20 protein-coding genes are annotated in these 22,021 nt (G+C 71.4%); 13 read left to right on the top strand and 7 right to left on the bottom strand.

Translation table 11 applies throughout. From position 1 onward, the window contains the following. Window positions 1–28: 28 nt before the first annotated feature. Window positions 29–889, bottom strand: coding sequence for an NAD(P)H-binding protein (locus ACZ499_RS23095; protein WP_468677517.1), 861 nt, complete (start codon window positions 887–889; stop codon window positions 29–31). 100 nt (window positions 890–989) lie between these two features. On the opposite strand from ACZ499_RS23095, the gene ACZ499_RS23090 reads away from it, so the two are divergent. The 3 genes from ACZ499_RS23090 (at window position 990) to ACZ499_RS23080 (ending at window position 4,970) form a co-directional block, all read left to right on the top strand. Next, entirely contained in the window at window positions 990–1,409 is a 420-nt protein-coding gene (locus tag ACZ499_RS23090) for a winged helix-turn-helix transcriptional regulator (RefSeq protein WP_468677515.1), read from the top strand. A 5-nt stretch (window positions 1,410–1,414) separates the two neighbouring features. Next, window positions 1,415–2,545 (top strand): DUF2786 domain-containing protein, encoded by a 1,131-nt coding sequence (locus tag ACZ499_RS23085; protein WP_468677631.1) that lies wholly within the window; start codon window positions 1,415–1,417, stop codon window positions 2,543–2,545. Window positions 2,546–2,867: 322 nt separating this feature from the next. After that, on the top strand, window positions 2,868–4,970 hold the full coding sequence (locus ACZ499_RS23080) for an FUSC family protein (protein WP_468677514.1): 2,103 nt from the start codon (window positions 2,868–2,870) through the stop codon (window positions 4,968–4,970). Window positions 4,971–5,006: 36 nt separating this feature from the next. Here ACZ499_RS23080 and ACZ499_RS23075 read toward each other — a convergent pair whose 3' ends face one another. Continuing rightward, the gene (locus ACZ499_RS23075; protein ID WP_468677512.1) at window positions 5,007–5,510 is read right to left on the bottom strand and encodes a hypothetical protein; all 504 of its coding nucleotides are present in this window, start codon (window positions 5,508–5,510) and stop codon (window positions 5,007–5,009) included. A gap of 241 nt (window positions 5,511–5,751) precedes the next feature. Here ACZ499_RS23075 and ACZ499_RS23070 point away from each other — a divergent pair, with 241 nt between their 5' ends. Beyond that, a complete protein-coding gene (locus ACZ499_RS23070) occupies window positions 5,752–5,991 on the top strand; it encodes a DUF397 domain-containing protein (protein WP_385539564.1) in 240 nt (79 codons plus the stop codon). Window positions 5,992–6,081: 90 nt separating this feature from the next. Here the strand turns inward: ACZ499_RS23070 and ACZ499_RS23065 are convergent, their stop codons facing one another. Further along, window positions 6,082–6,585, bottom strand: coding sequence for an ATP-binding protein (locus ACZ499_RS23065; protein WP_468677511.1), 504 nt, complete (start codon window positions 6,583–6,585; stop codon window positions 6,082–6,084). Window positions 6,586–6,896: 311 nt separating this feature from the next. On the opposite strand from ACZ499_RS23065, the gene ACZ499_RS23060 reads away from it, so the two are divergent. The 3 genes from ACZ499_RS23060 to ACZ499_RS23050 all read left to right on the top strand — a co-directional run bounded on the left by ACZ499_RS23060 (window position 6,897) and on the right by ACZ499_RS23050 (window position 9,993). Continuing rightward, window positions 6,897–7,760, top strand: coding sequence for a helix-turn-helix domain-containing protein (locus ACZ499_RS23060; RefSeq protein ID WP_385539567.1), 864 nt, complete (start codon window positions 6,897–6,899; stop codon window positions 7,758–7,760). 122 nt (window positions 7,761–7,882) lie between these two features. Further along, the gene (locus tag ACZ499_RS23055; RefSeq protein ID WP_468677509.1) at window positions 7,883–9,340 is read left to right on the top strand and encodes an aldehyde dehydrogenase family protein; all 1,458 of its coding nucleotides are present in this window, start codon (window positions 7,883–7,885) and stop codon (window positions 9,338–9,340) included. 50 nt (window positions 9,341–9,390) lie between these two features. Continuing rightward, complete coding sequence (locus ACZ499_RS23050) at window positions 9,391–9,993, top strand: PadR family transcriptional regulator (RefSeq protein WP_468677507.1); 603 nt, start codon at window positions 9,391–9,393, stop codon at window positions 9,991–9,993. A 169-nt stretch (window positions 9,994–10,162) separates the two neighbouring features. Here ACZ499_RS23050 and ACZ499_RS23045 read toward each other — a convergent pair whose 3' ends face one another. Further along, window positions 10,163–11,593 (bottom strand): glutamate decarboxylase, encoded by a 1,431-nt coding sequence (locus ACZ499_RS23045; RefSeq protein ID WP_468677506.1) that lies wholly within the window; start codon window positions 11,591–11,593, stop codon window positions 10,163–10,165. Window positions 11,594–11,608: 15 nt separating this feature from the next. After that, a complete protein-coding gene (locus tag ACZ499_RS23040) occupies window positions 11,609–11,974 on the bottom strand; it encodes a YbjQ family protein (RefSeq protein WP_101389397.1) in 366 nt (121 codons plus the stop codon). Window positions 11,975–12,149: 175 nt separating this feature from the next. On the opposite strand from ACZ499_RS23040, the gene ACZ499_RS23035 reads away from it, so the two are divergent. Then, complete coding sequence (locus ACZ499_RS23035) at window positions 12,150–12,863, top strand: DedA family protein (protein ID WP_468677504.1); 714 nt, start codon at window positions 12,150–12,152, stop codon at window positions 12,861–12,863. Window positions 12,864–12,883: 20 nt separating this feature from the next. On the opposite strand, the gene ACZ499_RS23030 is transcribed toward ACZ499_RS23035, so the two are convergent. Beyond that, window positions 12,884–14,590, bottom strand: coding sequence for a threonine/serine exporter family protein (locus tag ACZ499_RS23030; protein ID WP_468677503.1), 1,707 nt, complete (start codon window positions 14,588–14,590; stop codon window positions 12,884–12,886). Between the two features lie 69 nt (window positions 14,591–14,659). Continuing rightward, the gene (locus ACZ499_RS23025) at window positions 14,660–15,154 is read right to left on the bottom strand and encodes an inorganic diphosphatase (RefSeq protein ID WP_067160543.1); all 495 of its coding nucleotides are present in this window, start codon (window positions 15,152–15,154) and stop codon (window positions 14,660–14,662) included. A 211-nt stretch (window positions 15,155–15,365) separates the two neighbouring features. Between ACZ499_RS23025 and dacB the strand changes: the two genes are divergently transcribed. The 5 genes from dacB (at window position 15,366) to ftsH (ending at window position 22,008) form a co-directional block, all read left to right on the top strand. Then, window positions 15,366–16,757 carry a D-alanyl-D-alanine carboxypeptidase/D-alanyl-D-alanine endopeptidase gene (gene dacB, locus ACZ499_RS23020; protein WP_468677630.1) on the top strand — a complete coding sequence of 464 codons (1,392 nt, stop codon included), beginning with the start codon at window positions 15,366–15,368 and terminating at the stop codon, window positions 16,755–16,757. Window positions 16,758–16,811: 54 nt separating this feature from the next. Further along, entirely contained in the window at window positions 16,812–17,942 is a 1,131-nt protein-coding gene (locus ACZ499_RS23015) for a zinc-dependent metalloprotease (RefSeq protein ID WP_468412868.1), read from the top strand. A gap of 210 nt (window positions 17,943–18,152) precedes the next feature. Next, complete coding sequence (tilS, locus tag ACZ499_RS23010) at window positions 18,153–19,214, top strand: tRNA lysidine(34) synthetase TilS (protein ID WP_468677502.1); 1,062 nt, start codon at window positions 18,153–18,155, stop codon at window positions 19,212–19,214. Window positions 19,215–19,259: 45 nt separating this feature from the next. Then, complete coding sequence (gene hpt, locus ACZ499_RS23005) at window positions 19,260–19,799, top strand: hypoxanthine phosphoribosyltransferase (RefSeq protein ID WP_385539612.1); 540 nt, start codon at window positions 19,260–19,262, stop codon at window positions 19,797–19,799. A 181-nt stretch (window positions 19,800–19,980) separates the two neighbouring features. Continuing rightward, window positions 19,981–22,008: an ATP-dependent zinc metalloprotease FtsH gene (gene ftsH, locus ACZ499_RS23000; protein WP_468677500.1), complete on the top strand. Its 2,028-nt coding sequence runs from the start codon at window positions 19,981–19,983 to the stop codon at window positions 22,006–22,008. The last annotated feature ends 13 nt before the right edge of the window (window positions 22,009–22,021 follow it).

Genomic DNA, 22,021 nt, shown 5'->3' with positions numbered 1-22,021 from the left:
GCGTTCTGCGGCGCGGCGCCGGGCGTCGCTACCGGTCGGCTGCCGCCCCCACCACGGCCGTCACGGCCTCCGCGTACACCTCCAGTGGATCGAGTGGCGCACGGCCCAGGAGATCGCGCAGCTCGCCCATGTCCGTGGTGGCGAGGAAGCCGCTGGCGATCGCCGAGTATGTGCCGACCAGCATCGGCACCTGGAAGTCCAGCGCCCCGGACGCGGAGATCCGCTCGCGTGCCGCGGCCAGGGTCTCGGGCTCGTACGCAGTCCCGGTCACGGCGGCCAGCTCGGTGCCGCCGAGGGCGCGGGGACCGACCAGTTCGTAGACCCGGCCCGCGTGCGGCGCGGGGTCGAGGGCGACGCGGGCCGCGATCTCGGCCAGGTCGGCGCGGGCCACCGCCGCGAGGCGGCCGTCGGCCAGGGGTGCGGTGAGGCGGCCGTCGGCGCCGGGGGCGGCGAGGAAGGCGAGGAGCTCGGAGTAGAGCCCGTTGCGCAGGACCGTCCACTTCAAAGAAGTGGATGCGCTCAGGCGGCGCTCGGTCCAGCGGTGGGCGAGGGCGTACGGCAGGTGGTCGCCCGCGCCGGTGAGGCTGGTGTAGACGACGTGGCGCACCCCCGCCCGTTCGGCTGCCGAGATCGCACCGTCGTGGCGGGCGATCACGCTGTCGTCCTCTCCGTCACCGGCGGAGATCAGCAGCAGGGTGTCGACCCCGGCGAACGCCTGCGGCAGGGACTCGGGGTCGTCGAAGTCGACGCGCCGGGCGCCGGGCAGCGGCGCGCGCGTGCCGAGTACGACGTCGTCGCGGTCCGCGAGACGCTCGGCGACGAGTTGGCCGAGCCCGCCGGAGACACCGGTGACGAGCAGCATGGAAGACCCCCGGGAGAAGTGACGCACGATGCGGAAGGTGGTGCGGTTGCTGGTGTGGTTCGTGGATGTGTTCGGTAACTGCGACCATCGTGTGCGGTCCGGCACGCGCGCGTAAGGAGGCACTTCGATGTCAGTGGGGCACACGGAGGTAACCACCCCCGAGAGCCGACGGGGGATCACCGACCCCGTGATCAGCTGCGAGACCCCGCAGGACGAGTGCGGGGTGCGCGATGTGCTCGACCGGCTCGGGGACAAGTGGTCGGTGTACGTCGTGGTCGAACTCGCCGCGGGCGTCAAGCGGTTCCGCCAGCTCCAGCGCGCGGTGCCCGGCATCTCGCAGCGGATGCTCACGCTGACCCTGCGACGCCTTGAGCGCGACGGTCTGGTGGACCGGACGGTGTACCCGACCGTCCCCGCGCAGGTCGAGTACGAGCTGACCGAGACGGGCCACAGCCTCACCCACTTGGTCAAGGCGCTCGCGGACTGGTCGATCGGCCACCGGGACGCGATCGCCCGGGCCCGGCGGGACTGGGACGCGGCGCAGTGACGACGGTGGAGCGGGCGCTGGCCGCCGCGTTGTACGCCGAGTCCGACGCGGAGCTGGACACGGGCGCGTCGCTGCTCGCCGCCGATCCGTCCGCCGACGCCGAGCTCTGCCTGCGCGGGCAGGAGCTGATCGGGCGGGCGTGGGAGCGGGGGTGGCAGCCGGCCGATGTCGTACGGATGGTCCGGCGCGAGCTGGCGGAGCCGCACGCCCGGCTGGCCGTGGAGCTCGTCCTCGTACAACTGAAGCGGTACGAGCGCTTGCCGGCGCGGTGGGCGGAGCAGGTCGAGGCCCTCGCGGACGCCGTCCGGGGAGCGGGGGACCGGGCCGAGGACCGTTTCACGCGCGCGACGACGGTGCTTGAGCTGTACCGGCTGCTGCTGCGGCTGCCCGCGATCGAGCCGGTGGGGCCGGTGCCGGGGACGCCCGTGCACCTGCCGCCGGCGCACGGCGAGCCGAAGGCGCTGACGCGGATCCGGGCTCTGCTCGCCAAGGCGGAGGCGACGGAGTTCCCGGAGGAGGCGGAGGCGCTGAGCGCCAAGGCGCAGGAGCTGATGGCGCTGCACAGCATCGACGAGGCGGTGCTGGCGGCGGGCGGCCATCGGGGCGACGCGCCGGGGGCGTGCCGGATCGGGGTGGACGCGCCGTACGAGACGGCCAAGGCGATCCTGCTCGACGCGGTCGCCTCGGCCAACCACTGCCGGGCGGTGTGGAACGGGGAGTTCGGCTTCTCCACGGTCGTGGGCTTCGAGGCCGACCTGGAGGCGGTCGAGCTGCTCTACACGTCGCTGCTGGTGCAGGGGACAGCGGCGATGACGCGGGCGGAGGCGGCGCAGCGGGCGGGCGGGCGTCGGCGGACGAAGACGTTCCGTCAGTCCTTCCTGCTGGCGTACGCCAACCGCCTGGGCGACCTCCTGTCGGCGACGGCCCGCCAGGTGGAGTCGACGGCGTCCTCCACGCTGCTGCCGGTGCTCGCCACGCGCGCGGTGGCGGTCGCTGGGCGGGCGGAGGCGATGTTTCCGCGGACGGTACGGACGCGGGTGCGAGGGGCGACGGACGAGGCGGGCTGGCAGGACGGCACGACGGCGGCGAACCGGGCCCACCATGCGCCGGGGCGTCGGGGCTTGCCGCCGGGCTGACCCCATTTGCCGGCGGCTCCGCCCCGGCCTTCCCGGCCCCCCTCCGCCTGCGGGCCGGTGGTCCGTTGTGCCCACCCGTTCCGCCTCAGCGGAACGATCGCCCACAACGGACGGCAACGGTCAGGTTCAGGGGTCCGGGCAAATTCAGCCCCTGCGGCGTTTGAGGAGCGGGGTCCGGGGCGGAGCCCCGAAGCGGGGTGCAGGGGCCGCAGGCCCCGCAACGGGGGCCGGGGGCGCAGCCCCCGGGAAACCCGCCTCAACCCCCACCCACCCCCGGAGGGTTTAGGGAACGGGCGGGGCGGGGCTCGATACGCTCGGCATCATGAGCTGGCTCCGCGCGCTGAAGGAGACCGCGCGTTCGGGGCTGAGCGTCGAGCGCCGACGGCTGGAGCCCGCCGTCGCGCTGCGCGGGGCCGCCGGGCTCGCCCTCGTCGTCGGCGTCAGCCTCGTCGCCCTCGGCCCCACCGCCGCCGTGAGCTCCGCGTTCGGCGCGTTCCAGGCCGCCATCGCCACCTTCCAGCGCAGCTGGCGCCCCCGCCCGGTGCTTGCGCTCGCCTCCGGCGCCAGCCTCGCCCTCTCCACCTTCCTCGGCTACCTCGTCGGCGCCCACTCCCCGTTCTTCCTGCTGCTGCTCGCCGTGTGGACGTTCACCTCCGGCCTGGCCTGGGCCGTCGGTCCCACCGCCGGGATCATCGCCTCCTCCAACGTGGCGATCATGCTGGTCACCGTCACCCTGCCCACCTCGATCGCGGCAGCCGCCGGGCACGCCGCGATGATCGCGGTGGGCGGCGTCGTCCAGGCGGCCCTAGTCGTACTCGTCCCGATCCGCCGCTGGGGCGCCCAGCGCGACGCGCTGGCCGACGCCCTGGCCGCCGTGGCCGACTACGCCCGACGGCTGCGGCACGACCCACGCGCCCCGTTCGACCCGCAGCCCCTGATGACCGCCCGGCTCGCCGCCGCCGTCACTCCCCGCGAGGCCCGCCGCCGCCCGGCGGAGCTGCACGGATCCCGGGGCGTGGCCGAGCGCATCCGGCCGGTCCTCGCCTCGCTCGCGGACCCCGCGCTCGGTGTCCCGCAGGAGGGCCCCGAGCGCGACCGGGTGCGCGAACTGCTCGGCGCCGCCGCCTCCGTGCTCGACGCGGCCGCCCGCGCGATCCGGCACGGCGAGGCCGTACGCATCCCCCCGCCCGCCGAGGCAGCCCTCAGGACGCCCGACACCGGTGCGATCCTCACCGGCCCCGCCTTCCGCGCCGCCACCCGGCTGACCGCGTTGCTCGGCGATGTTGTGGAGACGGCCGAGGGCACCGGCGGCGACGGGTCCGAGGCGCTGCTGAGGCCCACCCTGCCCCGGCTCGTCCCGCTCGCCCTGCGCACCATGTGCGCCGAGCTGGGCCGCCGCGACTCCCCGGTCTTCCGGCACGCCACCCGGGTCTGCGCGGTCGCCGCCGCCGGGTACCTCCTCGGCAAGGCCCTGCCGCTCGGCCACGGCTACTGGGCGCCGATGGCCTCCGTCATGGTGATGCGCCCGGACTTCTCCCAGACGTACTCCCGGGCGGTCGCCCGCTTCGGCGGCACCCTCGTCGGCGTCGCCCTCGCCACCGGTCTCGTCCAGCTCACCCACCCCGGCCCGGGCCTGTCGGCCGCGCTGGCGGTGCTCTGCGCGTTCCTGATGTATCTGCTGATGCGTACGGGATACGCGGCGGCCAGCGCGTGCACCTCCGCGTACGTGGTCTTCCTGCTCGGCACCGGCGGCCTCCAGTGGACCCAGACCGTCCCCGACCGGGTGCTGCTCACCCTGCTCGGCGGGGTGTTGGCGATGGCCGCGTACGCCCTCTACCCGGCCTGGGAGACGCCCAGGCTGCGGACCCGGCTCGCGGAATGGCTGGCCGCCTGCGGGCGGTACGCGGCGGCCGTCGCCGACCGGTACGCCGACCCCGCCGCGCCCGCCGACGAGGTGCGCCGGGCGCTGCTCGACGCCCGCGCGGCCCGGGTCGCCTGGCAGGAGGCGCTGGAGCGGGCCACTCACGAACCGGTGCGCCACCGGGGGCTGTCCAGGGCCGCCGCCGAGGGGGCCGGGCACGCGGTGGGGCAGCTCGGCCGGATCGCGATGCTGATGGAGGCGCACGTGCCCGAGCGCGGCGCGGCCCCGGTCCCGGCCGCCGCCGCGTTCGCCGGGGCGCTGCGCGGGGCCACCGAGAGGGGTGCGAAGGCGGTGCGGGAGCGGCGGGTGCCGCAGTGGGGCGAGGCGGAGAAGGCGCTGGCCGCGTGGGACGGCGAGGGGGCGCCCGCCGGCTCCGACCGTGTCGTACGCAAGGGCGCGGGCCTGCTCCTCCACTGTCTGGAGGAGCTCTCGGACGCGCTCGCCTCGCCCGCCCCGCCGATGGCCCTCAAGGACGCCGGGCCGTCCCGGCAGGAAAGGGCCTGACGGGAAGGTCCTGACGGGAAGGTCCTGACCGTCGGGTCAGGGCGTCGGCAGTCCCGCCGTAGGGATGCCCGTCGGCAGTTTCCCGTCCAGCTCCGACTTGGTGAAGGTGTCGGTCTTGCCGCCCTCCCACTTCACCGTGAGGGTCTTGCCGTCCGTGCTCAGCGAGGGCATGCCCGCCGCGCGGTCGGTGTTGCCGTCGGTGCACTTCAGCTCGATCATCGCCATGCCGTTGTCGCTGACCGTGCCGCTGCACGTGTGTTCGCCGCCGAGCGCCACGTTGGCCCCGCTGATCACCAGGGCGGTGGGCTTGCCCTGGAGTACGGCCGCCCAGGCTCCGGCGATGTCCTTGGCGGCCACCTTGCCGCCGTTGCCACTGCCGTTGCCGCTGCCACCGCTCGCGCTCGGGCTCGCGCTCTGCCCGGTGCCGCCGGTGCTCTTGTCCTTGGGCTTGTCGCCGCCGTCCGAGCTGGAGCACCCGGCCAGGGCGAGACAGGCGGCGAGGGCCACGGCGCCCGCCCCGGTACGTACATGCCTGTGCACTGCGAAATCCCCTTGCCTCAACGGTTCCCGGACGCGACAAGCTACCAGCGCGTGAACCAGGTGGGCGCGGGACGCGTCTATACCCAGTGGACGAGGTGTCCAACCCGGTGGAATGCCTGTAACGGCCCGAGTACCGCGCGTGCACGTGCATATGCTCATGCAGGCGCACATGAACACGGCTATGATCCGGGGCAGTTGACCTTTCACAGATGCACGCCTGCACATCCCCTCGGGAGCGACCTTGCACCACGCGTACAACGGCATGGCGGCAACGGAGCTTCAGGGTGTCGTCTGGCAGAAGAGCCGGCACAGCAACTCCCAGGGGACCTGCGTGGAGTTCGCCAGGCTGTCGGGCGGGAGGGTTGCCGTCCGCAACTCGACGTTCCCGGACGGACCCGCGCTGGTCTACACGCGCGCGGAGATCGAGGCGATGCTGCTCGGCATCAAGGACGGCGAGTTCGACCACCTGATCACCGACTGAGCCCCCTGGCTCACTGGCTCACCGAACCCCGAATACGCGAACGGGCCCCCATTCGGGGGCCCTCATGTCGTACGGGTGAGAAGTGCCGGTTCAGTCGGCCGGCTGGAGGCGGAACAAGGCCCAGACCACCTTGCCGCTCAGCGTGCCCGTGAGCGGGTGCCAGCCCCAGGAGTCGCTGAACGAGTCCACCAGGAACAGGCCGCGCCCCGACTCGGCGTCGCAGTCGTCGGAGCCGGGCGAGGACGGGCTGTCCACGCTGGGGTCGCGCACCGCGCACACCAGCCGGCTGGTCCAGCGCATCAGATGCAGCCGCACGGGCGGCGCGTCGGACTCGCGGGCGGTGTCGGCGGGCAGCGCGTGGCGCAGTGCGTTGGTGACGAGCTCCGAGACGACCAGGGCCACTTCGTCGAAGCGCTCTGACAGCTCCCACTGGCCGAGCGTCTTCTTGGTGAACTGTCTGGCACCGCCCACGGCTTCATAGCGGGCGGGCAGCGCACAGGACGCGGAACTGGCCACGGCGGAGGGGTCGATGGGCGGGAGGGCCTGCTTTAAAGGCTCCAACGGCTCCAGCATGGTCGATCCATTCGTCCCCATGCGAGGCACTCCCGGGATTCGCGGCCGTGGCGGTACAGGCGAACGTGGCGTACAGCAGAACAGAACGCAGGACACAGCAGGACACAAGACGAGCACGCAGGTGCGCGGGGACCATGGTTCCGAATGCCCGCTCCTGATGCAAGGGCAGATGCACGTGCACGTGCCAGACCTGTCCAACCCCGTGGTGATTGTTGCTCATTTCTTCCCGAGGCCGATTTCGGAGCTTGACCATTTCCGTAATCGATTGAGTACGGGCTGAAGCGTTTTGGTGGCAGACTGCCGTGCACCGTCGGTTGGGGAGGGGCAGCGAAGTGACCGCAGGAGAGTCGAGTGGGTCGGTGGTCCGGCGCATTCTGCTGGGCTCACAGCTCAGGCGCCTGCGCGAGTCCCGGGGCATCACCCGTGAGGCCGCCGGGTATTCGATCAGGGCGTCCGAGTCGAAGATCAGTCGTATGGAGTTGGGGCGGGTGAGCTTCAAGGCAAGGGATGTCGAAGACCTGCTGACGCTCTACGGGGTCACCGACGACGCCGAGCGCGCGTCGCTCCTGGGGCTCGCGAAAGAGGCCAACATCGCGGGCTGGTGGCACAGTTACGGCGATGTGCTGCCCGGCTGGTTCCAGACGTACATCGGCCTGGAGGGCGCGGCCTCGCTCATCCGGATCTATGAAGTGCAGTTCGTCCACGGCCTGTTGCAGACCGAGGCGTACGCCCACGCCGTCGTCAGGCGTGGCATGCCCAACGGGTCGAACGCGGAGGTCGACCGCCGCGTGGCGCTGCGCCTGGAGCGCCAGAAGGCCCTCGTCTCCGAGCGTGCGCCGAGGTTCCACGCCGTCCTGGACGAAGCGGCGCTGCGCCGCCCGTACGGCGAACGGGACGTGATGCGCGGCCAGTTGAAGCACCTCATCGAGGTGTCCGAGCAGCCGAACGTGACCCTCCAGGTGATGCCGTTCAGCTTCGGCGGGCACGCCGGCGAGAGCGGGGCCTTCACCCTGCTGCGCTTCCCGGAGTCCGACCTCTCCGACATCGTCTATCTGGAGCAGCTCACCAGCTCCCTCTATCTGGACAAGCCGGAGGAGGTCGCCCAGTACGAAAGGGCGATGGAACGGCTCCAGGAGGACAGCCCGGGACCGGAGGAGAGCCGCGATCTTCTCCGTGGACTGCTCCAACTCATCTGATACGTCAGTACGATGACGTCACATCAGGGTTGTGTACCAGAAGCGGGGGACACAGTGGACGCGACGACGAACACGTTCGCGACGGACACGGTGGCGGCGCAGTGGCAGCAGTAAGGGATGGCATGTCCTTCTTCACCGACCTGGCCCACCAGTACATCGACGGCGAGTGGCGCACCGGCAGTGGGTCGTGGGACATCATCGACTTCGATCCGTACAACGGGGAGAAGCTCGCCGCCATCACGGTCGCCACGGTGGACGAGGTCGACGAGGCCTATCGCGCGGCCGAGCGCGCCCAGATCGGCTGGGGTGAGACCAACCCGTACAGCCGAAGACTGGTCTTCGAGCGCGCGCTGAGGATCACCGAGGAGCGCGAGCCGGAGATCATCGAGGCGATCGTCACCGAGCTGGGCGGCACCCGCCTCAAGGCCGGGTACGAGGTGCACCTCGCCAAGGAGTTCCTGCGCGAGGCGATACAGCTGGCGATACGGCCGGAGGGCCGGATCCTGCCCTCGCCCGTGGACGGCAAGGAGAACCGCGTCTACCGGCTGCCGGTCGGCGTGGTCGGGGTGATCAGCCCCTTCAACTTCCCCTTCCTGGTGACGCTGAAGTCGGTCGCACCGGCCCTGGCGCTCGGCAACGCCGTCGTCATCAAGCCGAACCAGAACGCGCCGGTGGTCGGCGGCGGCCTCATCGCCAAGATCTTCGAGGACGCGGGCCTGCCGGCCGGGCTGCTGAACGTACTGGTCACGGATATCGCCGAGATAGGCGACGCGCTGATAGAGCACCCGGTGCCCAAGGTGATCTCGTTCGCCGGCTCCGACCGCACCGGCCGCCATGTGGCCGCCGTCGCGGGCAGCCACTTCAAGCGGGCCATCCTGGAGCTGAGCGGCAACAGCGCGCTGGTGGTCCTGGACGACGCGGACATCGACTACGCGGTCGAGGCGGCGGTTTTCAGCCGGTTCGTCTACCAGGGCCAGGTCTGTATGGCCGCCAACCGCGTCCTGGTGGACCGGACCATCGAGCAGAAGTTCACCGAGAAGTTCTGTGCGCGCGTCGCGGCTCTCAAGACCGGCGACCCGGCCGACCCGGCCACCGACATCGGCCCGGTGATCAACAACTTCCAGGCGGAAGCGCTCACTTCGCTGGTCGACCAGGCCCTGGCCGAGGGCGCCACCGCGCTCGTACGGGGCCGCACGCGCGGCAGCCTCGTCGAGCCGACCGTTCTGACCGGGCTGCCCGAGGACTCCCCGCTGCTGCGGCAGGAGATCTTCGGCCCGGTGGTGCTGCTGCTCTCCTTCGACGGCGAGGAGGAGGCGGTACGGATGGCCAACGACAGTCCGTACGGACTGAGCGGCGCCGTCCACACCGCCAACGTGGAGCGGGGTGTGCGGTTCGCCAAGCGGATCGTCACCGGGATGATCCACGTCAACGACTCGACCATCCAGGACGAGCCGCTGGTGTCGTTCGGTGGTGAGAAGTACTCGGGGCTCGGGCGGCTCAACGGGGACTCGACGGTGGAGGCGTTCACCACCCAGAAGTGGATCTCCGTGCAGCACGGGAGGAGCCTGTTCCCGTTCTGAGCGACGAGCTGGTTGCTCTCGCGAACAGCCGAGGTCATAGGCTGACGCGCATGTCAGCGATCCGACTCCTCGTCCTCGGCGCGATCCGCCAGCACGGCCGGGCGCACGGCTACCAGGTCCGCAACGACCTGGAGTACTGGGGTGCCCACGAGTGGTCCAACGCCAAGCCCGGCTCGATCTACCACGCCCTCAAACAGATGGCGAAAGAGGGCGTGCTGCACGCCCACGAGATCGCGCCGAGCACGGTGGGCGGCCCGCCGCGCACCGAGTACGAGCTGACGGACGCGGGCCGCGAGGAGTACCTGAAGCTGCTGCGCGCGGCGCTGACCTCGTACGACCAGAAGATGGACATGCTCTCGGCGGCGATCGGCTTCATGGTCGACCTGCCGCGCACGGAGGTGGTGGCGCTGCTGCGCGACCGCCTGGAGCGGCTGGCGGCGTGGCGCACCAGGGTGACGGAGTACTACACCCCCGAGGAAGGCCCCGAGTCCCTCGGTCACATCGGCGAGATCATGAACATGTGGGTCCACTCGGCGGACGGGGAGGCGGAGTGGACGGGCGGCCTGATCGCCCGGATCGAGGGGGGCGCGTACACGTTCGCGGGCGAGGGGAAGCCGTTCGTGGGGGTCCTGGCGGACGGGGGCGCCCCATAGGGGCGCGGTGAACTGCGAGACCGGCCCCCACCGGCCCGCAGCCGAACACGCACCCCGCGACAGCGGCACCGCAGCCGAACACGCACCCCGCGACGGCGCACCGCAGCCGAACACGCACCCCGCGAAGCCCCCGCACCCCGCGACAGCGGCACCGCACCCCACAAGCGCGTCAGTGGTGGAACGCGGTAGCCACAGACTCATCCCGGCCGAGCGGGCCGGCCTGCCGCCGCAGCTCCGGCAGCAACCGCCCCAGATCCTCCACCAGCATCGCCGCCAGGTCCGACGAGAACCCGTTCCGGCACACCACCCGCAGCACGGACAGATCCTCCCGGTTCTGCGGGAACGTATAGGCGGGCACCAGCCACCCATGCTCCCGCAGCCGCCGTGACACATCGAACACGTCGTACCCCTTCACCTCCGGCCTCGTGGTGAACGCGAACACCGGCAGCTCGTTCCCGCGCGTGAGCAACTGGAAGTCGCCGAACGCCTCGATGCGGTCGGCAAGCGTCCGCGCCACGTCCCGGGTGGTCTGCTGCACCGCCCGGAACCCCTCCCGCCCCAGCCGCAGGAACGTGTAGTACTGCGCGACCACCTGCGCCCCCGGCCGGGAGAAGTTCAGCGCGAACGTGGGCATGTCGCCGCCCAGGTAGTTCACCCGGAAGACCAGCTCCTCCGGGAGCTCCTCCGCCGAGCGCCACAGGGCCCACCCCACGCCCGGATACACCAGGCCGTACTTGTGCCCGGACGTGTTGATCGACGAGACCCTGGGCAGCCGGAAGTCCCACACCAGGTCGTCGTCCAGGAAGGGCGCCACCATCGCCCCCGACGCGCCGTCCACATGGACCGGCACATCAAGACCCGTACGCTCCTGCAACGCGTCGAGCGCCGCGCAGAGTTCCGCGATCGGCTCGTACGATCCGTCGAAGGTCGAGCCGAGGATCCCGACCACGCCGATCGTGTTCTCGTCGCACAGCTCGGCCGCCGCCTGCGGGTCGAGGTGGAAGCGGTCGCCCTCCATCGGGACCTGGCGCGCCTCGACCTCCCAGAAGGCGCAGAACTTCTCCCAGCAGACCTGGACGTTCACGCCCATCACCAGGTTCGGCACCGCGTCCCGCCCCGGATAGCGGTCCGCGTTCCGCTTCGCCCAGCGCCGCTTGAGCGCCATCCCTGCGAGCATGCACGCCTCGCTCGACCCCGTTGTCGAGCAGCCCACCGCCCCGGCCGGGTCGGGCGCGTGCCACAGGTCCGCGAGCATCGCCACACAGCGCCGCTCCAGCTCGGCGGTGCGCGGGTACTCGTCCTTGTCGATCATGTTCTTGTCCCGGCACTCCGCCATCAGCACCCCGGCCTCCGGCTCCATCCAGGTGGTGACGAAGGTGGCCAGGTTGAGCCGGGAGTTGCCGTCCAGCATCAGTTCGTCGTGGACGAGCTGGTACGCGGTGGAGGGGGCCAGCGGCCGGTCCGGCAGCCGGTGCCTGGGCGGCGCCGACGTCATGGAGCCGACCGGGTCGGCCTCCCCGAAGAACGGGTTGAGGGCGAGCCGCCCGTACTCCTTCTCGTGCTCCTGCGCCTTCTTGCCGGCGCCCTGGTGCAGTGCCATGGCTGTTCCCCCGCCTCAGAGCTTCGTGATCACGACCGCTGTTCCGTACGCGCAGACCTCAGTCCCGACGTCGGCCGCCTCGGTGACGTCGAAGCGCATCATGAGGACGGCGTTCGCCCCACGCGTGCGTGCCTGCTCCACCAGCCGCTCCATCGCCTGGTTCCGGGTCTGCACGAGCGTCTTCGTCAGCCCCTTGAGCTCGCCGCCGATCATGGACTTCAGTCCGGCGCCGATCTGGCTGCCGAGGTGGCGGGAACGGACGGTCAGGCCGAAGACCTCCCCGATGACCTGCTGGACCTGATAGCCGGGTACGTCGTTCGTCGTCACGACCAGTACGTCGGACTGCGCGCCCTGCCCGCCGCCGTATTCCTCGATGCCCATCGCGCCCACCTTCTGGAGATCCTGGGACTCAGCTTTGTACCCGCCCGGGCACAGCGCATCCCCAGGAACCCGGTGGAACCTGGATTGGGCCGAACGCGTTGATAGTTTTGGCCCCGTCAACACGCGCTTACGCGCGCCCCCTCACCCAGACCCCTGACCCAGGAGCCCGGAACCCGTGACCAACCTCGCACTCGGTCCGAGCTGGCTGGACCCCGACCAGCTGCTGTCGTCCTTCGGCCTGCCCGGTCTGCTGGTGATCGTCTTCGCCGAGTCCGGCCTGCTCATCGGCTTCTTCCTGCCGGGCGACTCGCTCCTGTTCACCACCGGACTGCTGGTCACCAGCGACAAGATCGACACCCCGCTGTGGCTGGTCTGCCTGGCGGTCGTGGCCGCGGCCGTCATTGGCGACCAGGTGGGCTACCTCTTCGGCCGCAAGGTCGGACCGTCGCTCTTCAACCGGCCGGACTCCAAGCTCTTCAAGCAGGAGAACGTGGAGAAGGCCCACGAGTTCTTCGAGAAGTACGGCCCGAAGTCGCTGGTCCTGGCCCGGTTCGTGCCGATCGTGCGGACGTTCACGCCGATCATCGCGGGCGTGAGCCGGATGAACTACCGCTTGTTCATCACGTACAACGTGATCGGCGGCACGCTGTGGGGCGCGGGCGTGACGCTGCTCGGCGCGGCGCTCGGCAACGTCGAGTTCGTGCACAAGCACATCGAGCTGATGCTGGTCGCGATCGTGCTCGTCTCGGTGGTGCCGATCGCGATCGAGTTCCTGCGGGCCCGCTCCAAGGCGAAGAAGGCGGGCCCGGGCGACGGCCCCGGCGCGGCCGGCCCTTCGGCGCCGCCCGTCGCCCGGCCCCCCCAGCGCAGGCGCCACGCCAAGCGCTGAGGGTCCCCGCGGGGCCGCGTCTAGAACCCCCGCGTCCGCTTGGCCGCCCTGCGGGCCTCCGCGCCCGGCGCCTTGAGGAACATCCGGGACATCTCGCTCCCCAGGTTCACCCCGATCGCGATGGCCATCGCCAGCGCCGCCGCCTTGGCGATGTTGGCGAGGCCCTGGTCACGGTGGTTCTGGGCGATCGCGAGCACACCGAAGTAGGTGGCGCTGCCGGGCAGCAGCGGGCCGATCGCGGCCGTCACGTACGGCAGCGCGGAGGTGTTGCGGTAGCGCGCGAGCAGCTGGCCGAAGAGGCCGACGAGGCCGGCGGCCACCGCCGTCGCCATGATCGGTGAGCCCTTCGCGGTGACCGCGATCGACGCGTAGATCACCCAGGCGATCCCGCCGTTGACGGTCGCGATCCACACGGTGGACCGTTCCTGCTGGAGCAGGACGGCGAAGGTCAGGCACAGCGCCATCGACGCGAGCGTCTGCACGACGGGCCGCTCGATGGGGCTCAGCGCCCCTTCCGGGTTCAGCTTGGCGTCGACCTGGAGCCCCCCGTACAGCACGGTGAGCACGCCGATCACGATCGCCACGAAGAAGTAGGTGACCTCAAGGAGGCGGGCCGAGGCGGTGATGTAGAAGCCGGTCAGGCCGTCCTGTACGGCGGCCACCAGCGCCCGCCCCGGGATCAGGGCGAAGAGCCCACCGGTGATCACCGCCGAGGGTCGCAGGTCCCAGCCGAGGAGGCTGAGCGCCACCCCCATCGCCGCGGGAGGCATCGCCGCCACCACGAACTGGTAGAACTCGGGCAGTCCGCGCGCCGCGCAGAGCCAGGCGAGCCGGTCGCCGAGGATCGCACCGGCCGCGGCCAGGAGGAAGACCGTGACACCGCCGCCCACCAGCACGGAGGCCGCTCCGGCGAGTCCGCCCGCGGCCATGGTGAGGACCCAGCCGGGGTACGGGTGCCGGTTGCGGCGGATCTCCGCGAGCCGGCGGTAGGCCTCTTCGAGGGTGACGTCGTGGTCGGGGCTGGTCATGTCGGTGACGAGCCGGTGCACGGCCGCCAGGCGCGTGTAGTCGGTGCCCCGGCGGCGTACCGTCCGGTTCGCCGTGACGGGGTCGTCCACCAGGGACGGCTGGTGGGTGATGGACAGCAGGGTGAAGGTCACCGTCGGCTCGCAGCGGTCCAGGCCGTACGAGCGGCAGATCGCGAACATCGCCGCCTCGACGTCCTCCGCGCCCTCGCCGCCCGCGAGCAGCAGCTCGCCGATACGCATCGTCAGGTCGAGCACGCGCGGCACGGCGGGCCCGGCCTCGTCGGTCTTCAGGGCCGCCTCCGGCACCGGCCGGTCGCCCACCGGCATCCGCAGCATGGTGCGCATCCGGTCCTGCCAGGGCGCGTCCTTGGAGAGCCGCACCAGCGGCATCCCGCCGGTGGTGACCATCGCGGACGGGGCCTCGCGGGCCGAGTAGGTGCGGGGCAGCGCGAAGGCGGAGGCCGGCTGTTCGACGGCCTCCGCCTTCGGCTCCGGCACCCCGGCCGGCAGGGCGAACTCGGAGGTCGGTGCGTCCTCCTCCAGGGGCCCGGGCTGATCCACCCCGTCGGGAGCCGCGAAGGCGCTGCGCGCCTCGTCCGAGGGCGGCTTGCGCTCCTCCGACTCGTGCTGCTCAGCCAACCCTTGTCTCCCTCCGGTCCCTTCCGTACGTATGCGTGTGCCCAGTATGTGGGCGATCATCAAGTCGTACGACAACGGGCGGCGCACCCCGGAAGGTGCACCGCCCGTCGTCGTACAGGTGAAGACGCGTCAGTGCGCGCCGCCCTGCGCCTCCAGGCGCTTGTAGGAGGCCTTGATCTCTTCCTCGGCCTCGGCGCGGCCGACCCAGTCGGCGCCCTCGACGGACTTGCCGGGCTCCAGGTCCTTGTAGACCTCGAAGAAGTGCTGGATCTCCAGGCGGTCGAACTCCGACACGTGGTGGATGTCGCGCAGGTGCTCGACGCGCGGGTCGGACGCCGGCACGCAGAGCAGCTTGTCGTCGCCGCCCGCCTCGTCGGTCATACGGAACATGCCGATGGCGCGGCAGCGGATCAGGCAGCCCGGGAAGGTCGGCTCGTCCAGGATGACCAGCGCGTCCAGCGGGTCGCCGTCCTCGCCGAGGGTGTTCTCGACGAAGCCGTAGTCGGCCGGGTAGCTGGTCGAGGTGAAGAGCCGACGGTCCAGGCGGATCCGGCCGGTCTCGTGGTCCACCTCGTACTTGTTCCGCGAACCCTTCGGGATCTCGATGGTGACGTCGAACTCCACGGGTGGCTCTCCTCAGTGATCAGCACATGCATGGGACGGTTCCTGCGCCCCCGGGCGGGCCCGGGACATTCAGCCGGATGGGCCGCCGGTGCTGACCCGGAGTGCCATGTTCGCGGCAAGACGCAGTTCTGGTGATTAAGTGTCCCTCACGCAGGTGTGTGATCGCGAAAGGGGCTGGTCCTCGGTGCCGGGACCCAAGACATGGCAGCTCATGGCGGGTGCGGCTGCGGTAGGCATGGCGGTGGCGGCCGGAGCGGTGGCCACGGCCGGTCCCTGGGACTCCGGTCAGCGTACGGCCGAGCGCGACCGTGCGGCGGCCCGGCAGCGGACAGGTGGCGCACATCACCTGGGCGCGCCCCCCGCACCGGCGCCCGCGCCCAGCGCGAGGGGCGTGCTCACCGCACTGGGCGCCCCCGCGGACGCCCCGGCGGACACCGTGCTCGACCAGGTCCTCGGCCCCCTGCTCGCCTCGCCCGGCCTGGGCCCGCAGCCCGCCGCCGCCGTGTACGACACGGCCACCGGCAAGCAGCTCTACGGGCAGCGCGCGGACACCGCCATGACACCCGCCTCCACCGTCAAGATCGCCACCGCCGTCGCCGCCCTGTCGGCGCTCGGCCCCGACCACCGCATCCCCACCACCGTCGTCGCCCCCGCCACAGGGGGCGCGCTCACCCTCGTCGGCGGCGGCGACCCCACCCTCGGCAAGGACGGCCTGCGCGCCCTCGCCGACGCCACCGCCCGCGCCCTGCGCACCCGGGGCGTCACCGACGCGGCCCTCGCCTACGACCTCTCCCGCTACAGCGGCCCCGAGCTGCACCCCGTCGGCCCGAACGAGAACATCGCGCCCGTCGTCGCCCTGATGACCGATGAAGGCCGCACCGACGGCAGCGACAGCGGGCCCGCCCCGCGCACCGGGGACCCGGCGGGCGACACCGCCCGTACGTTCGCCTCGCTGCTGCGCGAGCGCGGCATCACCACGAGCGCGCCCCGGCCCGGAAAGGCCCCGCAGGGCGCCGCCGAGCTGGCCCGCACCCTCTCCGCGCCGCTCGCGGACCTGGTCGAGCGGATGCTGACCAACAGCGACAACGACCTCGCCGAGGCGCTTGCCCGCCAGACCGCCGTCGCCACCGGGCGGCCCGCCGACTTCGACGGGTCCGCCAAGGCGGTCGCCGACCGGCTCGCCGCGCTCGACCTGCCGCAGGCCGCCACCGCCCGGTTCGCCGACGGCAGCGGCCTCAACCGCGACGACCGGGTCAGCGCCCAGCTCCTGACCCTGCTGCTCGCCCGCGCCGCCGACCCCGCCCACCCGGAGCTGCGCCCGGTCCTCACCGGCCTGCCGGTCGCCGGATTCACCGGCACCCTTCGCGGTCGCTACGGGGCCGCCTCCTCGGGCACCGGCCTCGTCCGCGCCAAGACCGGCACCCTCTCCGGCGTCAACGCGCTCGCGGGCACGGTCGTGGACGCCGACGGCCATCTGCTCACCTTCGCCTTCCTCGCCGCGAACACCCCCGGCCCCGACCCGGCCCAACGCGCCCTCGACCGGCTCGCCGAGCGACTGGCCGGCTGCGGCTGCCGGGCCGGCTCCGCGCCGGCCGCCCAGTAAGCGCCCGGCTTCAACCCTCCTCCCCTGGAGGAGGGGACAACGTACGGTTGACGCATGACGCGCATCGGTGGTGCCGAGATGGTCGACTGGAACCTCGCGGTGGCGACCGCGACCCGACTGGTGAGGCCGGGCCCCGACGTGAGCCGGGACGAGGCGCGAGCCATCGTCGCCGAGCTGCGCCGGCACGCCAAGGCCTCGGAAGAACACGTACGGGCGTTCACCCGGATGATCCCGGAGAGCGTGCAGCCTGCCGACACCCCCGTCCTCGTGGTCGACCGCGCGGGCTGGGTCAAGGCCAACGTGGCCGGCTTCCGGGAAGTCCTGAAGCCGCTGCTCGACAAGATGCAGGAGCGCCGGGGCGGCAGCCCGGGCGGCGCCGTGCTCGGCGCGGTCGGCGGCAAGGTCACCGGCGTGGAGCTGGGGATGCTGCTCAGCTTCCTGTCCTCGCGCGTCCTCGGGCAGTACGAGACGTTCGCGCCCCCCACCCGAGAGCTCCCGGCCGGGGAGAACGGCGGCGGACGCCTGCTCCTGGTCGCCCCCAACATCGTCCACGTGGAGCGCGAGCTCGACGTGGACCCGCACGACTTCCGGCTCTGGGTGTGCCTGCACGAGGAGACCCACCGCACCCAGTTCACCGGCGTGCCGTGGCTGCGCGACCACCTTGAGGGTGAAATCCAGTCATTCCTCGGCGAGACCGACGTCGACCCGATGACCGTCCTGGAGCGGCTGCGCGAGGCCGCCCAGTCGCTCAGCGGAAGCCGCCCCGAAGGCGAGGAGGGCGACAGCGGCCGCTCCCTGGTCGAGCTGGTGCAGACCCCTGCCCAGCGCGAGATCCTCAGCCGGCTCACCGCCGTGATGTCGCTGCTCGAAGGCCACGCGGACTTCGTGATGGACGGGGTCGGACCGCAGGTCGTGCCCTCGGTGGCCGAGATCCGCGAGAAGTTCCAGCAGCGCCGCGCCAAGGGCGCCTCCCGCCTCGACCAGGCCCTGCGCAAGCTGCTCGGCCTGGACGCGAAGCTGCGCCAGTACCGCGACGGCGAGCGCTTCGTACGGGCGGTCGTCGACCAGGTCGGCATGGACGGCTTCAACCGGGTCTGGACCTCGCCCAACACGCTCCCCACCAAGGCGGAGATCGCCAAACCGGCGGACTGGGTCGCGCGGGTGCACAGCAGGACAGAGGGCTGACGGGGCGAGCGCCGACCGCACCCACGTACCCGGGGGCCACACGTGTCCCCCCGAAATGCGCAGGATCACCCATCCGAGGGACCGTAGGGCATGGGTAGGCGTGCAATGCTCGGGTATCGGCTCGGTTCTGTCACCATCGACGCACTCTGTGTGACCGATCTTTCCCCTCGTCCCGAGGCACCCCCCCAACTTCACCGAAGGGCACCGGACATGGGTCCCCATCCTGCGGTCGCGGCGATACGCCTTGCGGTCCGCCGCGTACTCCACGACGTACTGCACGACGCGCTCGTCCTCCCCGACGGCCGCACCCCGCCCCCCGACCTCACCCCCCGTGACATCGCGCGCGAGGGCGACGCCAGCGGCCCCCTGGTCCTCGTCGCCTGCTCGGGCGGCGCCGACTCCATGGCGCTCGCCTCCGCCCTCGCCTTCGAATCCCGCAAACTCTCCGTCCGCGCCGGCGCCGTCACCGTCGACCACGGCCTTCAGTCCGGCTCCGACCAGCGCGCCGCCGAGGTCGCCGCCCGGCTCACCGCGATGGGCCTCGACCCTGTCGAGGCCGTCGCCGTGAAGGTGGGCCGCGAAGGCGGCCCCGAAGCCGCCGCCCGGGACGCCCGCTACGCCGCCCTGGACGCCGCCGCCGAGCGCCACGGCGCCGCCGCGATTCTGCTCGGCCACACCCGCGACGACCAGGCCGAGACGGTTCTGCTCGGCCTCGCCCGCGGCTCCGGCACCCGCTCGCTGTCCGGCATGGCCGCCGTCTCCGGCGCCCACGGCCGCTACCGCCGCCCCTTCCTCCAGATCGACCGGCACACCGCCCGCAAGGCCTGTCTGGTCCAGTCGCTGCCCGTCTGGGACGACCCGCACAACGCCGACCCCGCCTACACCCGCTCCCGGCTGCGCCACGAAGGCCTGCCCGCCCTGGAGAAGGCGCTCGGCAAGGGCGTCGTGGGGGCACTGGCGCGCACCGCCGAGCTCTCCCGCGACGATGCCGACGCCTTGGACGCCTGGGCCGCCGAGGCCGACCCCGTCGTACGGGACGAGGCCGGCGAGCTGCTGTGCGGAAAGCTCTACGGGCTGCCCGCCGCGGTCCGCCGCCGGGTGCTGCGCAAGGCCCTCATCCACGCCGGTTCCCCCGCCGGCTCGCTCTTCGCCCGCCACGTCGAAGAGGTCGACCGCCTGATCACGGGCTGGCGCGGCCAGCGGGCCATCAACCTCCCCGGGCGCGTCGAGGCACGGCGGCAGGGTGGCAGACTGGTCATCCGGCAGAGCTGAGCTCACGTACGTACAACGAAAGTGGCCCGGGTGAACGAGAAGGACATGGGCACCGACCTCCAGTCGGTGCTCATCACCAAGGAAGAGATCGACGCCAAGCTGGTTGACCTGGCCGCGAAGATCGACGCGGAGTACGCGGGCAAGGACCTTCTGCTCGTCGGCGTCCTCAAGGGCGCTGTGATGGTCATGGCGGACCTGGCGCGCGCGCTCTCCACCCCGGTCACCATGGACTGGATGGCCGTCTCCTCCTACGGCGCGGGCACCCAGTCCTCCGGCGTCGTCCGCATCCTCAAGGACCTCGACACCGACATCAAGGGCAAGCACGTCCTGATCGTCGAGGACATCATCGACTCCGGCCTCACGCTGTCCTGGCTGCTCTCCAACCTCGGATCCCGCGAGCCCGCCTCTCTTGAGGTCTGCACGCTGCTCCGTAAGCCGGATGCCGCAAAGGTCGCGATCGACGTGAAGTGGATCGGATTCGACATTCCGAATGAATTCGTCGTCGGATACGGTCTCGACTACGCCGAGAAGTACCGCAATCTCCCGTTTGTCGGGACGCTCGCTCCGCACGTCTACGGCGGCTGAGCCGAGAAGCCGGACGGGAACCCTGAGCCCCCTTCCCGCGTTGGAGCTTGGGAAGGCGGGTTTGCCAGCCGTCCCTTGCGGCCGCGGGTGACAATGCTGGGGTACCGTCCGAAGAACAGTCTTTTCTCACAGCAGCATTTACCTACGGGCAGGAGGGACGGGGCGTTCTCGCTCCGTATGGATGGACGTGAAGCGATACTTCCGTGGGCCGGTCATGTGGATCGTGCTGGCCGTCCTCGCCGTGGTCGTGTTGATGCAGGTCGTCGGCTCGTCGGGCGGCTACAAGACGGTGGACACCTCTGAGGTCGTCCAGGCGATCGACAAGAACCAGGTAGAGCAAGCCAAGATCACCACCGGCGACGAGTCGGTCATCAAGGTCGAACTCAAGGACGGCCAGAAGGTCAAGGGCGCCGGCAAGATCCAGGCGAGCTACATCGGCGACGCCCAGGGCACCAGTCTGGCCAACAAGCTGCAGGGCAAGTTCGACAGCGGAGACCTCACCAAGGGCTACACGGTCTCCCCCTCGAAGCAGAACCCGATCGTGGGGATCCTGCTCTCGCTGCTCCCCTTCGTCCTCATCGTCGTCGTCTTCCTGTTCCTGATGAACCAGATGCAGGGCGGCGGCTCCCGAGTCATGAACTTCGGGAAGTCCAAGGCCAAGCTCATCACCAAGGACACCCCGAAGACGACGTTCTCCGACGTGGCCGGGGCCGACGAGGCCGTCGAGGAGCTCCACGAGATCAAGGAGTTCCTCCAGGAGCCGGCGAAGTTCCAGGCCGTCGGCGCCAAGATCCCCAAGGGCGTGCTCCTCTACGGCCCGCCCGGCACCGGCAAGACCCTCCTCGCGCGCGCCGTCGCGGGCGAGGCCGGCGTCCCCTTCTACTCGATCTCCGGCTCCGACTTCGTCGAGATGTTCGTCGGCGTCGGCGCCTCGCGCGTCCGCGACCTCTTCGAGCAGGCCAAGGCGAACGCCCCGGCGATCGTCTTCGTCGACGAGATCGACGCCGTCGGCCGGCACCGCGGCGCGGGCCTCGGCGGCGGCCACGACGAGCGCGAGCAGACGCTCAACCAGCTGCTCGTCGAGATGGACGGCTTCGACGTGAAGGGCGGCGTCATCCTGATCGCCGCCACCAACCGGCCCGACATCCTCGACCCGGCCCTCCTGCGCCCCGGCCGCTTCGACCGCCAGATCGCGGTCGACCGCCCGGACATGCAGGGCCGTCTGGAGATCCTCAAGGTCCACCAGAAGGGCAAGCCGGTCGCCCCGGACGTTGACCTCGCGGCCGTCGCCCGGCGCACCCCCGGCTTCACCGGCGCCGACCTGGCGAACGTGCTGAACGAAGCGGCGCTCCTCACGGCGCGCAGCAACCAGAAGCTGATCGACAACAACATGCTGGACGAGGCGATCGACCGCGTCGTGGCGGGCCCGCAGAAGCGGACCCGGATCATGTCCGACAAGGAGAAGAAGATCACCGCGTACCACGAGGGCGGACACGCCCTGGTCGCGGCGGCTTCCCCGAACGCGGACCCGGTCCACAAGATCACGATCCTGTCGCGCGGCCGGGCCCTCGGTTACACGATGGTCCTGCCGGACGAGGACAGGTACTCGACCACGCGCAACGAGATGCTCGACCAGCTCGCCTACATGCTGGGCGGGCGCGCGGCCGAGGAGCTCGTCTTCCACGACCCGACCACGGGCGCGGCGAACGACATCGAGAAGGCCACGACCACCGCCCGCGCGATGGTCACGCAGTACGGCATGACCGAGCGGCTCGGCGCGATCAAGTTCGGCGGCGACAACACGGAGCCGTTCCTGGGCCGTGAGATGGCGCACCAGCGCGACTACTCGGAAGAGGTCGCGGCGCTCGTCGACGAAGAGGTCAAGAAGCTCATCGAGACCGCGCACAACGAGGCGTGGGAGATCCTCGTCGAGAACCGCGACGTCCTCGACAACCTGGTTCTAGAGCTTCTGGAGAAGGAGACTCTGGGCAAGGAGCAACTCGCCGAGATCTTCGCCCCCATCGTCCGGCGCCCCGCGCGTCCGGCCTGGACGGGCTCGTCGCGGCGTACGCCGTCGACCCGCCCCCCGGTCCTGTCGCCCAGGGAGCTGGCCCTGACCAACGGCGCGTCCACCGCCAATGGCGCGACCCCGACCGACTCGGTCCCGACCGAGCAGCTCCCGGCCGCGGAAGACCGCCCCGAGAGCTGACCCCCGGCTCCTC

It is taken from the genome of Streptomyces sp. NPDC031265 (assembly GCF_055570295.1).
The sequence above is the reverse complement of the archived record's forward strand: the minus strand, read 5'-3'. Positions and strand labels throughout refer to the sequence as shown.

Excerpts from the sequence above, each read along its gene's own strand:
- ACZ499_RS23090 (WP_468677515.1), top strand. The coding sequence starts at position 990 with ATGTCAGTGGGGCACACGGAGGTAACCACCCCCGAGAGCCGACGGGGG.
- ACZ499_RS23080 (WP_468677514.1), top strand. The coding sequence starts at position 2,868 with ATGAGCTGGCTCCGCGCGCTGAAGGAGACCGCGCGTTCGGGGCTGAGC.
- ACZ499_RS23065 (WP_468677511.1), bottom strand. The coding sequence starts at position 6,585 with ATGGGGACGAATGGATCGACCATGCTGGAGCCGTTGGAGCCTTTAAAG.
- ACZ499_RS23055 (WP_468677509.1), top strand. The coding sequence starts at position 7,883 with ATGTCCTTCTTCACCGACCTGGCCCACCAGTACATCGACGGCGAGTGG.
- ACZ499_RS23050 (WP_468677507.1), top strand. The coding sequence starts at position 9,391 with ATGTCAGCGATCCGACTCCTCGTCCTCGGCGCGATCCGCCAGCACGGC.
- ACZ499_RS23045 (WP_468677506.1), bottom strand. The coding sequence starts at position 11,593 with ATGGCACTGCACCAGGGCGCCGGCAAGAAGGCGCAGGAGCACGAGAAG.
- ACZ499_RS23040 (WP_101389397.1), bottom strand. The coding sequence starts at position 11,974 with ATGGGCATCGAGGAATACGGCGGCGGGCAGGGCGCGCAGTCCGACGTA.
- ACZ499_RS23030 (WP_468677503.1), bottom strand. The coding sequence starts at position 14,590 with ATGATCGCCCACATACTGGGCACACGCATACGTACGGAAGGGACCGGA.
- dacB (WP_468677630.1), top strand. The coding sequence starts at position 15,366 with ATGGCGGGTGCGGCTGCGGTAGGCATGGCGGTGGCGGCCGGAGCGGTG.
- ACZ499_RS23015 (WP_468412868.1), top strand. The coding sequence starts at position 16,812 with ATGACGCGCATCGGTGGTGCCGAGATGGTCGACTGGAACCTCGCGGTG.
- tilS (WP_468677502.1), top strand. The coding sequence starts at position 18,153 with ATGGGTCCCCATCCTGCGGTCGCGGCGATACGCCTTGCGGTCCGCCGC.
- hpt (WP_385539612.1), top strand. The coding sequence starts at position 19,260 with ATGGGCACCGACCTCCAGTCGGTGCTCATCACCAAGGAAGAGATCGAC.
- ftsH (WP_468677500.1), top strand. The coding sequence starts at position 19,981 with ATGGACGTGAAGCGATACTTCCGTGGGCCGGTCATGTGGATCGTGCTG.